Origin of the sequence: Streptomyces sp. NPDC001231 (assembly GCF_042896885.1) — a bacterium.
Classification (GTDB): Bacteria; Actinomycetota; Actinomycetes; order Streptomycetales; family Streptomycetaceae; genus Streptomyces.
On sequence record NZ_JBIAXS010000028.1, the window covers coordinates 57,972 to 71,313 of the forward strand.

A 13,342-nucleotide genomic window follows, 5' to 3' on the forward strand; every position below is an offset into this window, starting at 1 on the left:
TTCCTAGAGTGTGTCGGCGCGGTCCGCCGGGTCCGGGGCGGAGGGGATCGCCGGGCGATACGGGGCGGCCGGGGCGCCGGGCACGTCGACCCGGACAGCGAAGACGGCGCCGTCGAGCGGTCCCGGGGCGGGCAGGCCGATGTGTGCGCTGGTGACGAGAAGCGTGCGGCCGTCGGAGGCGCCGAGGCAGAGTCCGGCGGGCTGTTCGGCGAGCAGGTCGACGATCCGGTCGAGAGTGCCGTCGGGGTGGTAGCGATGGACCTGCCCGATGCCCCAGACGGCGGTCCACAGCCCGCCCTCGATGTCGGTGGTCATCCCGTCGGGGCTGCCGGAGGCGAGCGTGACGAAGGGTTCGGGCGTGCCCGGGTCGCCGCTCGCGGGGTCGACCGGACAGCGCAGGATGACGCCCCGGGCGCTGTCGGCGAGGTACATGACGGTGCCGTCGGCGTTGAAGGCCGGACCGTTGGGGATCGTGATGTCCCGCAGGACGCGGGTGACGCGGCCGTCGCGGTCCAGGCGGTAGAGGGAGCCGGCGTCCTCGGTCGTGTCGTAGGCCATGCTGCCGGCCCAGAAGCGGCCGTGGGGGTCGGCGACGCCGTCGTTCATCCGCATCGGCACCGGGGCGTCGTCCTCGGGTCGCGCGATCCATGCGACCCGGCCCGCGGGGTCGATGCGGCAGATGCCGGTGCCCGCGGCCGCGATCCAGTGGCCGGGGTGGCCCTCGACCGGTGCCACCGCGCCCAGCGGGCACGGCAGTCGGGCGATCAGGGTGTGCGGCGCGGCAGGGTCGTCGGGGGCGGCGAGGAGCCGGCCGCTGAGGATGTCGGTGAGTACGGCGCGGTCGTCCGTCCAGCGGATGCCCTCGCCGAGTTCGAGGCGGTCGGTCCCGAGGACCGCCGGGGGCATTGTGGCGGTCACGGGCGGGCCTCCGCGCGGACGACGTCCAGGAAGGTGCGGGCTCGTTCGCGCAGGGCGGTGATGCTGCCGCCCTCGGCGGCGTCGCCGATCAGGGGCGATCCGACGCCGACAGCGGTGGCGCCGCCCCGCAGGTATGCGGCGGCGGCCTCCGCGTCCACTCCCCCGACGGGCACGAAGGGCAGGTCGGGGAAGGGACCGCGCAGGTCGCGCAGGTAGCCGGGTCCACCGGCGCTGCCGGCCGGGAAGAGCTTGAGGGCGTCGGCGCGGAGCCGCAGCGCCTGGAGGATGTCGGTGGGGGTCATCACCCCGGCGAGCACGGGGAGTCCGAGTTCCCGTCCGGTGGCGATCCCGTCGCTGACCGCCGGGGTGACGAGGAAGGCGGCCCCGGCCTTGTGGGCGGCCCGTGCGTCTTCGGCGCCGAGGACGGTCCCGGCTCCGAGCGTCGCGTCCGGGCCGAGCGCGGCGCGGGCGCGCGCGATGACGTCCAGGGCGTCGCGTCCGCTGAGGGAGACCTCGATGAGGGGGACACCCTCCTCGGCGAGGGTGAGCACGGTGGTCAGCGCGGCGTCCGGGTCGCTGCCACGGACGATGGCGAGCAGCCGGTGGGCGCGCAGCGCGGCGAGCAGGTTCATCCGGCATCCCTTCTGGTGATGGAGGTTCAGGGGCGGCGGGTCGCGGTGACTGTGAGCCGCCAGACGACCTCGCCGGAGGGCGGGACGACGGCCGTGTCGCCGTCTGCCGCCCCGGTGCGGTCGAAGACGCGGCCGAGCATGGGCTCGACGCCGATCGAGCGGTACGGCGCGTCCTGGGGGAAGCCTCCGAGGTTGCGCCACAGGGCGACCGCGACCGGCTGTCCGGCGGCTTCGACGGACAGGTGCAGCGTGTGGGGGCCGTCGTGCACAGCAACCCGTGGGGTGAGGACGACCGCTCCGACGGCGGTCCCGTCGTCCGGGCCGAGCCGGTCGAGAGGGATGCCGTCAACACGCGGCCAGCACCCGGTGATCCAGCCCGCGCCCTCGTCCGGGTAGAGCCGGGTCTCCGCAGGTGCTTCGATGCCGATCCACGCATCCGGGGAGAGGTCCAGGAGGGCGTGGGCGGCCCACACGAAGCGGTAGCCGGGCTCTGCGGTGAGCGTGTAGTCGGCGACGGCGGCTCCCGCCTCCGTGCCGAGGCGCCGGGTCAGGCGGAAGTCGGGGCACTCCACGACGTCCGCCTGCCCGTCCCTGCGCCAGCGCCGTGACCAGGCATCCCCGTGGTCGGGCAGCCCGCGCACGGTGGGTACGCACTCCTCCAGTCCGCCGGCGTCGGCAAAGGGGTCGCCGGGCCGGACCAGGGGGCGGCGGGGCTCGTCGCGGTGCCACAGCCATTCGCGGCCGCCCGCGGTCAGCGAGGTCCAGCGTCCGCCGTGGTCCGGATCGGCGACCACGGAGACCGGGAGCCGGGAGCCGGTCACCATTCGGCGAAGGAGCCGTCGGCGTGCCGCCACACGGGGTTGCGCCAGGCGTGTCCGGACCGGTCGGCGGCGCGAACCGCGTCCTCGTCGACGGCGATGCCGAGTCCGGGCAGCGCCAGTGCGGTGCGGTGCGCCTGGCCGTCGACGAAGCGGAAGGGCTCGGTGTCGACCAGGTAGGACAGCAGGTCGGCGTCCTTGTTGTAGTGGATGCCCCGGCTCTGCTCCTGGATCAGGAAGTTGGATGTGGCGAAGGCGACCTGGAGGCTGGCGGCCAGCGCGATGGGACCGAGCGGGCAGTGCGGCGCCAGGTGGGCCCCGAAGGTCTCGGCGAGCGAGGCGATCCGGGTGACCTCGGATATCCCGCCGGCGTGCGACAGGTCCGGCTGGGCCACGGCGACGCCCGCGGTGAGCACCGGGAGGAAGTCCCCCCGCCCGTAAAGCCGTTCGCCGGTGGCCAGCGGCACGGACGAGACGGCGACCAGCCCGGGCAGCAGGTGTGCCTGGTCGGGCAGAACGGGTTCCTCGACGAACAGCGGGTGCAGCGGGGCTATCTCGTGGAGCACGCGTCGCGTGTTGGCGGCGCTGAAGCGGCCGTGGAAGTCGACGGCGACGTCGCGGTGCGGTCCCAGGGCTTCGCGGGCGGCCGCCACACGCTCGACGACGGCAGCCGTCTCGGCGGGGCTGCCGATCGGCGGAGTGCGCCCGGCGGCGTTCATCTTCACGGCGGTGAAGCCGGCCTCCACCTGGGCGGTGACCTCCTCCTTGAGCCGCTCGGGTTCGTCGCCGCCGACCCAGGCGTACACCCGGACGGTGTCGCGGACCGGGCCACCGAGCAAGGTGTGCACCGGCACCCCGAGCGCGCGGCCCGCGATGTCCCACAGGGCCTGGTCGATGCCGGCGACGGCGCTGGAGAGGACCGGGCCGCCCCGGTAGAAGCCGCCCTTGCTCAGCACCTGCCAGTGATCCTGGATGCGCAGCGGGTCCTGGCCCACCAGGTACTCCGCCAGTACCTCGACGGCTGACCGGACCACCTCGGCTCGGCCCTCCACCACCGGCTCGCCCCAGCCGACGACACCGTCGTCGGTCTCGATGCGGCAGAACAGCCAACGGGGCGGGACGAGGAAGGTCTCGACGCGCTCGATCTTCACTGTGCCTGGCCGTCCTTCTCCTCGGCGGAGTCGTCCGCGCCCTCGGGCGCGGACGGGCCGCCGAGCTTGTCGAGGTCGCGCGTCGCCTGGTCGAGCAGGGCGCGCATGGCGTGTTCCGCGGCGTCCGGGTCCCGGTCGCGCACGGCGTCGAGGACGGCTCGGTGGCTGGGGACCGGGTCCTCGCTGTGGGGGGCGCTGTGCACGAGCTGGTCGCGATGGGCCAGGCCCGACTCGATGACCATCTCCATGCGTTCCAGCAGTTCGTTGTGGGTGGCCGCGAGCAGCGCCCGATGGAAGGCGAGGTCGGCCTGGACGGCGTCGCTCGCGCCGCCCTCCTGGCCCATGGCGGTCAGTGCCGCCTCCAGCGCGTCGAGGTCGGCGTCGGTGCGGCGGACCGCGGCCAGCCGCACGGCGGCCGGTTCGACGATGCCGCGGACCTCGCCGAGGTTACGGAGCAGCGCGGGGTCGGCGCCGGTGCCGCTCGGCTCGGAGAACTGCCAGCGCAGCACGTCGGCGTCGAGCAGGTTCCAGTCGGAGCGGGGCCGGACGAAAGTGCCGCGCTTCTGCCGGGCGTCGACCATGCCCTTGGCCGCGAGCACCTTGAGCGATTCGCGCAGGGCCGTCAGGCTGACGTCCAGTTCGCTCTGCAGGGCCGCCATGTCGAGCGTCGCTCCCTCGGGGATCTCGCCGCTGAGCACCCGGCGGGCGAGGGTCTCCACGGTCTGGCCGTGCACTCCGCGGCGCGCGTATGGCGTCATGTGTTTGCCTTTCTTGCTGGTCGGTCGGTGGCGGGAGCGGTCGGTTCCGTCAGGCGGAATCCTTGGCGACGCTCCAGCCGCCGTCCACGAGCAGGCTCGATCCGGTGATGTAGGAGGCTTCGTCGGCGGCGAGGAAGGCGACGGCGGCGGCGACTTCCTCGGGAGTGCCGAAGCGGCGCGCCGCGGTCCCGGCGACGCTGAGCTCGCGGTCGGCCGGCGGTACCCGGTCCCAGGCGGCGGTCAGGATCGGTCCCGGCAGCACCGCGTTGACGCGGACGGACGGTCCGTAGTCGACGGCGAGCTGGCCGCACAGCGACAGCAGGGCGCCCTTGCTCGCCGCGTACGCCGGGTGGCCGGGGATGCCCCGGTGGGCGTGGACGGAGGAGACGAGTACCACGGCCCCCTGGTGCTCGCGCAGGTCGGGCAGTGTCGCCTTGACGCCCAGGAAGGCGCCGGTGAGGTTGACCGAGAGCTGCCGTTCCCAGGAGGCGAGGCTGGTCTCGTGGGCCGGGGCGACTGCCACCGTGTACGCGTTGCTGACCAGAACGCCCACGGGTCCGAAGCTGTGGGCGGCGGTGATCACGCGCTGCCAGTCGTCCTCGCTCGCGACGTCGGCGGCGACGAACAGGGCGCGGGCGCCGTCCTGGCGCAGTCGCTCGGCGGTCTCCTCGCCGTGCTCGGCGTCGAGGTCGGCCAGGACGACGGCCGCGCCCTCCGTGGCGAGGCGTGCTGCGGTGGCCGCGCCGATGCCCGATGCGGCGCCGGTGACGACGGCGACGCGGTTGGTGAAGCGGGCGGCTGGGTTCATGGGGTGTCTCGTCTCCTGTTCGAGGGGAAGGTGGGGTGCGGATGTTCGACAGGCGGATGGGGTGCCGATTCTTCCGCTGTCGTCACTGCCGGGCCAGGACGGTCAACTCCGCGTCGTGTCCGGCGGTCCAGGCGAGCGGTAGCCCTGAGTGGATCAGGTACGCGCCGCTGTAGCGGGTGCCGGTGGCGGTGTCGGTGTAGACGGCGTCCGGCCGCAGGCCGCGCAGACGCAGCCGGGCGGCGCGGCCGGGCACCAGGGGCGCGCCGTCGAGCGGGCCGGTGTTCCATGCGGTCACCACCAGTCGAGCGCCGCTGTGTTTCCCACGTTCCTCGTACTGGATGCCGCACGTCGGGTCTGCGGGGCTGCCCAGCAGGTGGACTTCGCCATGGTGGACGACGTCGCGGATCTCCTTGTAGCGGGCGATCCACTCCGCCGCCTCGGCGCGCTGCTCAGGCGTCCAGTGGCGGATGTCGGCGCCGATGCCGAGGACGCCCGCGATGGAGTTGACGAAGCGGAAGGCCAGCGAACGGGGCCGGGAGTCGAAGACGCCGGGGGCGTCGGTGACCCAGGAGCTCATGGTGTGCGGTGCGTGGGCGTGGAGGTAGCCGTACTGGATGCGCAGCCGGTCCATGGGCGCGGTGTTGTCGCTGGGCCACACCACGTCGGTGCGGGCGAGGGTGGCGTGCTCGACGCGGGCGCCGCCGCCGGCGCAGCCCTCGACGGTGACGTGCGGGTGGGCGGTGCGCAGGTGGTCCAGGACGCGGAGATAGCCGGCGACGTGGGCCGCGTCGAGATCGTGGAGCTCGGGGTCGGGCCCGGCCGGGTGACCGGAGCGGCCGCGCTCGGTGGGCGGCCGGTTCATGTCCCACTTGAGGTAGCTGATGGCGTGGGAGCCCAGCAGCCGGTCGAGGGTGCCGATCACGAAGTCCTGGACGTCCTCGCGGCCGAGGTCGAGCAGGAGCTGGTTGCGCACCAGCGTGGCGGGGCGGCCGTCGATCCGGTACACCCACTCGGGGTGCTCGGCGTAGAGCCTGGAGCGGGGGCTGATGCCCTCGGGCTCCACCCACAGGCCGAAGTCCAGGCCGAGGGCGCGGACGTCCTCGACGAAGCGGTCGAAGCCGCCGGGGAACTCGGCCGGGTCCGGGTCCCAGTCGCCGAGGCCTCCGGTGTCGTCGGGACGTCCGGTGAACCAGCCGTCGTCGACGACGAAGAGTTCGGCGCCCAGCTCGGCGGCGACTTCGGCGAGCTCCAGCTGACCGGCGGCGTCGACGTCGAAGCCGGTGGCCTCCCACGAGTTGTAGAGGACCTTGCGGGGCCGGTCGACGCGCTCGCCGGTGAGGTGCCGCTCGTAGCGGTGCCACACGCGGGCCAGCCCGTCGAGCCCGTCGGGGCTGAAAGCGCAGGCCAGCCGGGGCGTGACGAGGGTGGCGCCGGGGGCGAGGCGGACCGCGCCCTCGTGGGGCACCCGGCCGGCCCGCACCCGTACGGCGCCGCCGGGCTCGGCGTCGGCCGTGATCCGCCAGTTGCCGGACCACTCCAGGGCGATGCCGTAGGTGGGGGTGGCACCCTCGGCGGGGGCGGCGGCGTCCTGGATCGCGAGCCAGGGGTGGTACGCGTGCCCGGCCGAGCCCTGGGTGCTCTCCATCTCGAAGCGGCCGCGCTCCAGGCGCACGTCCTTGAGCTGGAACTCCTGCGACCACTGTCCGGCCAGGTACGTCAGCCGCGCGCCGCCCTGGACGCGCACGTTGACGGCCGCGGAGTCGAAGCGCTCCAGGCGCACCTCGGTCTCGCCGGTGCAGGTGAGCTCCGTCCAGCGCAGGACGACGTCGGTGCCGGGCACCGTCTCGTAGTGGAGCGTCGTACGCAGGCCGAGGAGGTCGTCGGCGAACTCCAGGCGCAGTGCCCGGTCCGCGTCCTGCGTGGCGCCGGTGAAGCGCCACCAGCTGCCGCGGTCGCCACCGGGGCGGGAGGCGATCAGGTCGGCGCCGGTGAACGGCCGCAGTCCGTAAGGGATGTACTCGGCCGGGGCGGCGTCGGCGGGGGTGATGAAGTGGGTGCGGCGGGACCAGTCCAGGGGTGACGGCCCGTCCTCGGCGCCGTGCGGTCCCCAGGCGGCGAGCTCGGCCCAGCGGCCGTCGCCGCCGAGGGTGACGGCGTAGGTGGTGGTGTCGGTGCGCAGCAGCCACCGGTCGTCGTGCGCGGTCACTTGACGGCTCCGAGGTTCAGTCCGGCCACGAAGTGGCGCTGGAAGCGGAGGAAGACGGCCACCGTCGGGGCGGCGGCGATCACCGAACCGGCCGCGATGACGTTCCACATGGACACGTACTGGCCCTGCAGTCCGATCAGCGAGGCGGTGACGGGCATCCGGGTGTCGGTGCGCAGCACCGTGATGGCCCACAGCAGGTCGTTGAAGATCCAGGTGAAGGACAGCGCGCTCAGCGCGGCCAACGCCGGGCGGGCCAGCGGCAGGATGACCCGCCAGTAGATCTGCCACGGGTTCGCGCCGTCGATGACGGCGGCCTGCTGGATCTCTGCGGGGATCGCCCTCATGAAGCCGTGCAGGACGAAGACGTAGAAGCCGACGCCGAAGCCGGCCTGCACGCCGATCAGGGCGTACAACTGGTCGTAGATGCCCAGCAGTTCGCTGAGTCTGGAGACCGGGATCAGCAGGATCTGCGGCGGCAGCAGGTTGCCGCCGAGCATGAGCAGCAGCAGGACGCGCCGGAAGGGCAGGGCGTAGCGGCTGAGCGCGAAGGCGGCCATGGAGGCGAGGCCGAGCGAGAGCAGGACGGTGGGGACGGTGACCAGCATGCTGTTGATGAGGGCGCGCTGCTGGCCGCCGTCCACCCACGCCTGCCGGAAGCTGTCGAAGGTGAACGAGTGCGGCCGGCTGCCGACGCCGTGCGCGGCGATGTCGTCGAACGTCCGGGTGCTGGTGACGAGCACGAGGACGATCGGCAGCAGCCACAGCGCGGACAGCAGGCCGGCGGTCAGGTGGAAGCCGGTCGTGCGCAGGGCGCGGCCGCGCAGCGCGGGGCGGCGAGGCCCCGCGGCCTTGGCGGAGCCGGCCTGACCCGCCGCGCCCCCGGTGTCCTTGACGTGCGCTGTGGTGTGGGTGGCGGTCATCAGTCGGCCTCCCGGAAGGCGCGCACGAGGTAGCTCACGATGACGCCGAAGGCCAGCACGAAGATGACGACGGCGAGCGCGGAGCCGTATCCCAGGCGCAGGGACTGGAACGCGGTGGAGTACATGTAGGTGCTCAGCAGTTCGGAGGAGTGGTACGGGCCGCCGCGGGTGAGGGCCCACACCACGTCGAACGAGCGCAGCGAGTCGATGACGATCACCGACAGGACGACCGCGTTGACACTGCGCAGCTGCGGCAGCGTGATGTGCCGGAACTGCTGCCAGCGGGTCGCGCCGTCGACCTTGGCCGCCTCGTACAGCGCGAGGTCGATGCCCTTGAGGCCGGCCAGGTACAGCACCATCACATAGCCGACCTGGCGCCACAGCGCGGGCACGATCACCGCATAGAAGGCGGTGTCCTGGTCGGCGAGCCAGGCGTGCTTCCAGCCGCCGAGACCGACGGCCTCCAGCACGTTGTTGATCAGACCGTCCGGCTGGTACATGGCCTGCCACACCAGCGCCGTGGCGACCAGTGAGAAGACCACTGGCAGGAAGAGCGCCGCCCGGTAGAACCCGATGCCGCGCCGTTCCTGCTGGAGCAGCAGCGCGGCACCGAGCCCGAGGGCGGCGGACAGCCCGCCGAAGAGCAGCAGCCACAGCACCGTGTTGATCGCGGCGGTGCGGAAGACCGCGTCGTGCAGCATCTCGCTGAAGTTGCCGAGGCCGACGAACTTCGGGGCCGCCAGGCCGTCCCAGGAGGTCAGGGAGAGGTAGAAGCCCTGGAGGGCCGGCCAGAAGACCCAGAACGCCTCGGCGAGCAGCGGGACGAGGACGAAGGCCAGGACCACCGGGGGCACCCGCGTGGCCCTGGACCGTCGTGCGGAGCCGATCAGCGCCATCGTCACTGGCTCCAGATCTTCTGTGCGCTGCGCTGCCACGTGGTGAGGATCGAGCCGATCTCCTTGGGCTTGGCCAGGTAGTGCACGAGCGCCGTGTCGGCGGTCGGCTGGAGGGCGTCGCTGGAGTCGCGGTTGAAGAACTGCGTCAGGTCGGCGGCGCCCTCGATGAGCTTGCGGCCCTTGAGGACCAGCGGGGTGCCGGCGTCCTTGGCGTCGGGGTGCGTGGGCAGCGTCGTGCCGGACGAGCTCTTGAGGTAGAGCTCCTGCGCCTCGGCGGTGGCCAGGTAACGCAGCAGTTCCTTGGCATCGTCGCCGCGCTTGGTGCGGGCGCTGGCGAAGTAGCCGTCGGTGGGCGCCTCCTCGGCGACCGGCACCTTCGGGTCGATGATGGGGAACTGGAAGAAGTCCAGGTCGCCCAGGGCGTCCTTGGGGGCGGCGTCGGCGAAGAAGGTGCCGATGAGCATCATGCCGGTGCGGCCCTGGAGGAGGGCGGTGGTGGCGTCCTGGAAGGGGATCGCCGTGCCGTTGGGGTCGAAGTACGGACGGGCCTCGTCCCACTTGTCGAAGACCTTGCGGACCTCGGGGTCGTCGAATCGGTGCTTGCCCGCGAGGAGTTCGCGGTGGTACGTGGCGCCGTTGACGCGGATGTCGAGGTAGTCGAACCAGGCGGAGGCGACCCACGGGGTGTCGCCGCCGGCACCGAGGCCGATCGGGGCGACGCCCTTGCTCTTGAGCTTGTCGCACAGGTCGAGGAACTCGTCCCAGGTCTTGGGCTCCTGCACGCCCCACTTCGCGAAGTTGGACTTCCGGTAGAACATGCCCCACCAGTAGTAACTGGTGGGCACGAAAACCTTCTTGCCGCTGGAAGCCGAGGTGCACAGCTTCTTCAGCGCGTCGGAATAGCCGGAGAGCTCCGGCTTCTCCCATATGTCGTCGAGGCCGAGGAGCAGGTCCTTCTTGGCGTACGACTCGGCGACGGAGCCGGGGTACCAGGTGTACACGTCCGGCGGGTTGGCCGAGGTGAGGTAGGTCGGCAGCTGGGTGCGGAACGTCTCCGAGGCGACGGTGTTGAGCTCCGCCCTGGCGTCGCCGCGCTTGTCGAAGGCGGCGACGATCGCCTGCATCGCGGTCTTCGCCTGCGGGGAGGAGAGGTTGGACTGCAGGGTCACCGGGCCGCCGGACGTTCCTCCGGAGGCGGACGGGCTCTGGGTGACGCAGCCGCTGAGCAGCGCGCCGGCGCCGACTGCGCCCGCTCCTACGAGGAATCTGCGGCGGGTGGCGTTGAAGGCGGTCATCTGTGCACTCCCTAAGTGCCCATGGAACGGAGCTGAGGCCCCCTGACGGCCCGGCCCCGGGCGCGGCAGGCACAGCCTGTCGCAGGGATCCGCACACCGTCAAGATTAATTACTAATTTATTTCTCGGAGGGTGTGCCTCCGGCCGAACAAGGCCCGGAGGCACACCTGTTGGTTCCGGGTGGTACGGGTTGACGCAGGTGAAGCCGAGTGGAGCGGGGTGATCGCGCGGTGCTCAGAGCGCGGTCTGGTGGACGCGGCCGTCCACCCCGCGGAAGGCGACGAGCACGCCGCCGTCGGATCCTGCGACGCCGCCGAGAGCACCGTCGAAGACACCGCTGACGAAGGCGTTGTTCTTGCTCCAGCCCGCCCAGCCGCCGGACGCGGTCCAACTGCGCGTCCAGAGCGTGTAGTCACCGGCACGGGCGTACAGGTGCACCGTGCCGCCGGAGGCCACCAGCGTCGGGCTGCCACTGATCGTGCCCCCCAGGGCCGTCCAGTCCGACCACCTGCCGGAGGTGTCACGGGACCGCCACCACACCGCGTCGTCGGCAGTACGCACGGCCACGTGCAAACGCCCGGCGTCGTCCACGACGGCCGACGGGCGCCCGTAGAACGGGCGGTCCTGCGGCGCGCCCAGCGAGGTCCAGCCGGAGGCCGGGCCGCGGGACCACACCTTGCCGTCCGCGCCGCGCGCGAACAGCGTCCAGTCGTCCGGCCCGGAGAAGGCCGCGGTCGGCGCGTCCGTCAGTGTGCCGCCCAGGCTCTGCCAGCGGCCCCAGCGCCCGTTCGCGTACACGCGCCGGTAGGCGGTGTCGTCGGTGCCACGGACGAAGACGTCGATCCGGCCGCCGGCGGAGGCGTACGCGGCGGGCTGGCCGAGGACGCGGCCCTGCGTCGGGCCGCCCAGCTCGGTGGTCCGGGCCTTGGACCAGTCACCGCCGCGCGCGGTCTGCGTGCGCAGGGTTCCGTCCGTGCCGCGGGTGAGGACGGTCAGGGTGTCACCGTCCCGCACCAGCGCCGGGCTCGCCGAGGAGCGGCCGGGCAGCTGCGCGCCCGGGGCGTCGTCCGTGCCGGCCAGCTTGAGGAAGGCGGTTCCGTGCGCGGGGACGCGGACCGTGTACGAGCCGCTGAAGGTGCCGCGTGGCGTGCGGGCCCGCAGGTCGCGCACCTCGACCTTGCCGGTCAGCCCGGCGTCGGCGAAGGTCACCGTGCGATCTTGCGCCTGGTCGGAGCGGTTGAGCAGGACGACCGCCCGCTTGCCCGCGCCCTTGAGCACCTTGCTGTAGACGTCGCCGACGGAGTCCGTCGCCACGCGGACGCCCTGGATGCCCAGCGGGTCCTGGTCGACGGCGATGATCTCGGGGTTGCGCAGGGTGTCGATCATCGATTTCGGCAGGGTGCGCGGGTCACTGCCGAGCACCAGCGGCGAGGCCATCTCGGCCCACATCACGAACTGCGTGGTGGACTCCTCCTCCGTCAGCTCGTAGCCGCCTTCGGCGAGCTTGCGCATCGGGATGAGGTAGTCCGGGTCGTTCCAGTGCCCGGGGCCCTGGGCCTCGGGGTGCCAGGCGTTGGCGTCCATGTTGCGCAGGACGTTCGGCCACTCCCCCGCCGTCGGGGTGCCCCAGGCGATGTCCGTGCCGGTGCGCCAGGAGTCGGCGGTCGTCGGGCCATGGACGAAGGTGTTGTGCGCGTCCTGCTCGGGGGTGTGCGGCATGCCCCAGTCGTCGGTGAGCGGGTTGCACAGGTTGAGCAGCATCTTCCGCCCAGACTTGGCGACGGCGTCGCTGAACTCCTTGAAAGCCAGGCCCGGGTCGAGCCCGGCACCGATGCCGCAGAGGAAGTCCACCTTGATGGCGTCGACCTTCCACCCGGCGAACTGGCGGGCGTCCTCCTCGTAGTGGCCGCGGCTGCCGAGCCCGCACCACGTGCCGCCGTCGTACTCGCCCGCGTCGGTGTAGATGCCGGCCTTGAGGCCGCGCTGGTGAAGGTACGTCACCAGCGCGGGGATGCCGGACGGGAAGCGCGTGGGGTCGGCCACGAGCCGGCCCGTCTTCGGATCACGCGGCTGGTCGGCCTGCCAACCTCCGTCCAGCCAGACGATGTCGTAGCCGCTGTCGCGCAGCCCGCTGCTGACGAGGTGGTCGGCGACCTTCCTGACCTGGGCCTCCGTCGGGGCGCCGAGCCCGTAGTAGGTGTTCCATCCCATGTACGGCTTAGGGGCGAGGCCGCTGTCGTAGTACTGCGGCGCGCCCTGGTCCTCCGCGGCGTGTGCCGCCGGGACCATCGACCCGACCAGCGCCACGGCGCCGAGCGCCGTCGCGGTCCGCCGCAGTCGCGCCGTCCCTGCACGATGCGAAGCCACTGAATTCTCCCGAGAGTTGGGGGTATGGGGCACCCCGCTCCGGTCCGCCGGGCGCCGGTGCCACGGCGGAAACTGTGCCCAGGCCCCCCAAGCCTGTCAATATTAATTGCTAATTAACTTAAAAACGGGATCGCGCGGTGATGCGGCAACGGCGCGTTGCTGTACGACATCAGCGGCCGCACCGGTCGCCTGCCAACCTGCCGAACGCGACGCCCGACGTCGGCCTGCCTTGGACCCGGCCCCGCCCTGTGGAACGACCGGTGGGACGCCGAGGCCACCTCTGCGGGTATGGGGATCGTTCCGCAGGGACGGCCGGTTCGGGCAGGTCGCGGGCGCCGGTGCCCCGCCACAACCCCCTCAGGGAGGGCTTGCCGGCCGCACATGACCGAGATGAGCCGCCAGGGCGCCGTGGGTGCGGCGGTAGGTCGTCGGCAGGCAGGGGGCTTACCCTGTTCGGCCCAGCAGGAGGCCGCGGTGGGCCACGACCAGCACCAATCCGGACCACCGGCGTGATCGCCGACGCCATCGCCGAGCCCCTCGATGAACCGCCCCCCGTCCCCCACGGTGCGCTGGC

At 72.5% G+C, this 13,342-nt stretch carries 11 protein-coding genes; all 11 read right to left on the bottom strand.

Going from position 1 to position 13,342, the window contains the following annotated elements:
• Positions 1–3 precede the first annotated feature (3 nt).
• On the bottom strand, positions 4–918 hold the full coding sequence (locus ACFY3J_RS29320) for an SMP-30/gluconolactonase/LRE family protein (RefSeq protein ID WP_384185855.1): 915 nt from the start codon (positions 916–918) through the stop codon (positions 4–6).
• Positions 915–1,550 carry a bifunctional 4-hydroxy-2-oxoglutarate aldolase/2-dehydro-3-deoxy-phosphogluconate aldolase gene (locus ACFY3J_RS29325; RefSeq protein ID WP_390842063.1) on the bottom strand — a complete coding sequence of 212 codons (636 nt, stop codon included), beginning with the start codon at positions 1,548–1,550 and terminating at the stop codon, positions 915–917. The genes ACFY3J_RS29320 and ACFY3J_RS29325 overlap by 4 nt, the downstream gene beginning before the upstream one ends.
• A gap of 26 nt (positions 1,551–1,576) precedes the next feature.
• Entirely contained in the window at positions 1,577–2,374 is a 798-nt protein-coding gene (locus tag ACFY3J_RS29330; RefSeq protein ID WP_384185860.1) for a hypothetical protein, read from the bottom strand.
• Positions 2,368–3,519, bottom strand: coding sequence for a galactonate dehydratase (dgoD, locus tag ACFY3J_RS29335; protein WP_384185863.1), 1,152 nt, complete (start codon positions 3,517–3,519; stop codon positions 2,368–2,370). Before dgoD ends, ACFY3J_RS29330 begins: the two co-directional genes overlap by 7 nt.
• Positions 3,516–4,277 carry a FadR/GntR family transcriptional regulator gene (locus tag ACFY3J_RS29340; RefSeq protein WP_384185866.1) on the bottom strand — a complete coding sequence of 254 codons (762 nt, stop codon included), beginning with the start codon at positions 4,275–4,277 and terminating at the stop codon, positions 3,516–3,518. Before ACFY3J_RS29340 ends, dgoD begins: the two co-directional genes overlap by 4 nt.
• 49 nt (positions 4,278–4,326) lie before the next feature.
• Entirely contained in the window at positions 4,327–5,085 is a 759-nt protein-coding gene (locus ACFY3J_RS29345) for an SDR family NAD(P)-dependent oxidoreductase (RefSeq protein WP_384185869.1), read from the bottom strand.
• A gap of 82 nt (positions 5,086–5,167) precedes the next feature.
• A complete protein-coding gene (locus ACFY3J_RS29350) occupies positions 5,168–7,291 on the bottom strand; it encodes an alpha-galactosidase (protein WP_390842065.1) in 2,124 nt (707 codons plus the stop codon).
• Positions 7,288–8,211, bottom strand: coding sequence for a carbohydrate ABC transporter permease (locus tag ACFY3J_RS29355; RefSeq protein ID WP_390842067.1), 924 nt, complete (start codon positions 8,209–8,211; stop codon positions 7,288–7,290). The genes ACFY3J_RS29350 and ACFY3J_RS29355 overlap by 4 nt, the downstream gene beginning before the upstream one ends.
• Positions 8,211–9,107, bottom strand: a complete 897-nt coding sequence (locus ACFY3J_RS29360; RefSeq protein ID WP_390842097.1) for a carbohydrate ABC transporter permease — start codon at positions 9,105–9,107, stop codon at positions 8,211–8,213. The genes ACFY3J_RS29355 and ACFY3J_RS29360 overlap by 1 nt, the downstream gene beginning before the upstream one ends.
• Positions 9,108–9,109: 2 nt before the next feature.
• Positions 9,110–10,402 carry an ABC transporter substrate-binding protein gene (locus ACFY3J_RS29365; protein WP_390842069.1) on the bottom strand — a complete coding sequence of 431 codons (1,293 nt, stop codon included), beginning with the start codon at positions 10,400–10,402 and terminating at the stop codon, positions 9,110–9,112.
• Positions 10,403–10,635: 233 nt separating this feature from the next.
• Entirely contained in the window at positions 10,636–12,690 is a 2,055-nt protein-coding gene (locus ACFY3J_RS29370; protein ID WP_390842098.1) for a glycoside hydrolase family 27 protein, read from the bottom strand.
• Positions 12,691–13,342 lie beyond the last annotated feature (652 nt).

What these genes read in the sequence shown, in the direction of transcription:
- ACFY3J_RS29325 (WP_390842063.1), bottom strand. Translation starts at nt 1,550, where the DNA reads ATGAACCTGCTCGCCGCGCTGCGCGCCCACCGGCTGCTCGCCATCGTC.
- ACFY3J_RS29355 (WP_390842067.1), bottom strand. Translation starts at nt 8,211, where the DNA reads ATGACCGCCACCCACACCACAGCGCACGTCAAGGACACCGGGGGCGCG.
- ACFY3J_RS29330 (WP_384185860.1), bottom strand. Translation starts at nt 2,374, where the DNA reads ATGGTGACCGGCTCCCGGCTCCCGGTCTCCGTGGTCGCCGATCCGGAC.
- ACFY3J_RS29370 (WP_390842098.1), bottom strand. Translation starts at nt 12,690, where the DNA reads ATGGTCCCGGCGGCACACGCCGCGGAGGACCAGGGCGCGCCGCAGTAC.
- ACFY3J_RS29345 (WP_384185869.1), bottom strand. Translation starts at nt 5,085, where the DNA reads ATGAACCCAGCCGCCCGCTTCACCAACCGCGTCGCCGTCGTCACCGGC.
- ACFY3J_RS29340 (WP_384185866.1), bottom strand. Translation starts at nt 4,277, where the DNA reads ATGACGCCATACGCGCGCCGCGGAGTGCACGGCCAGACCGTGGAGACC.
- ACFY3J_RS29360 (WP_390842097.1), bottom strand. Translation starts at nt 9,107, where the DNA reads ATGGCGCTGATCGGCTCCGCACGACGGTCCAGGGCCACGCGGGTGCCC.
- ACFY3J_RS29365 (WP_390842069.1), bottom strand. Translation starts at nt 10,402, where the DNA reads ATGACCGCCTTCAACGCCACCCGCCGCAGATTCCTCGTAGGAGCGGGC.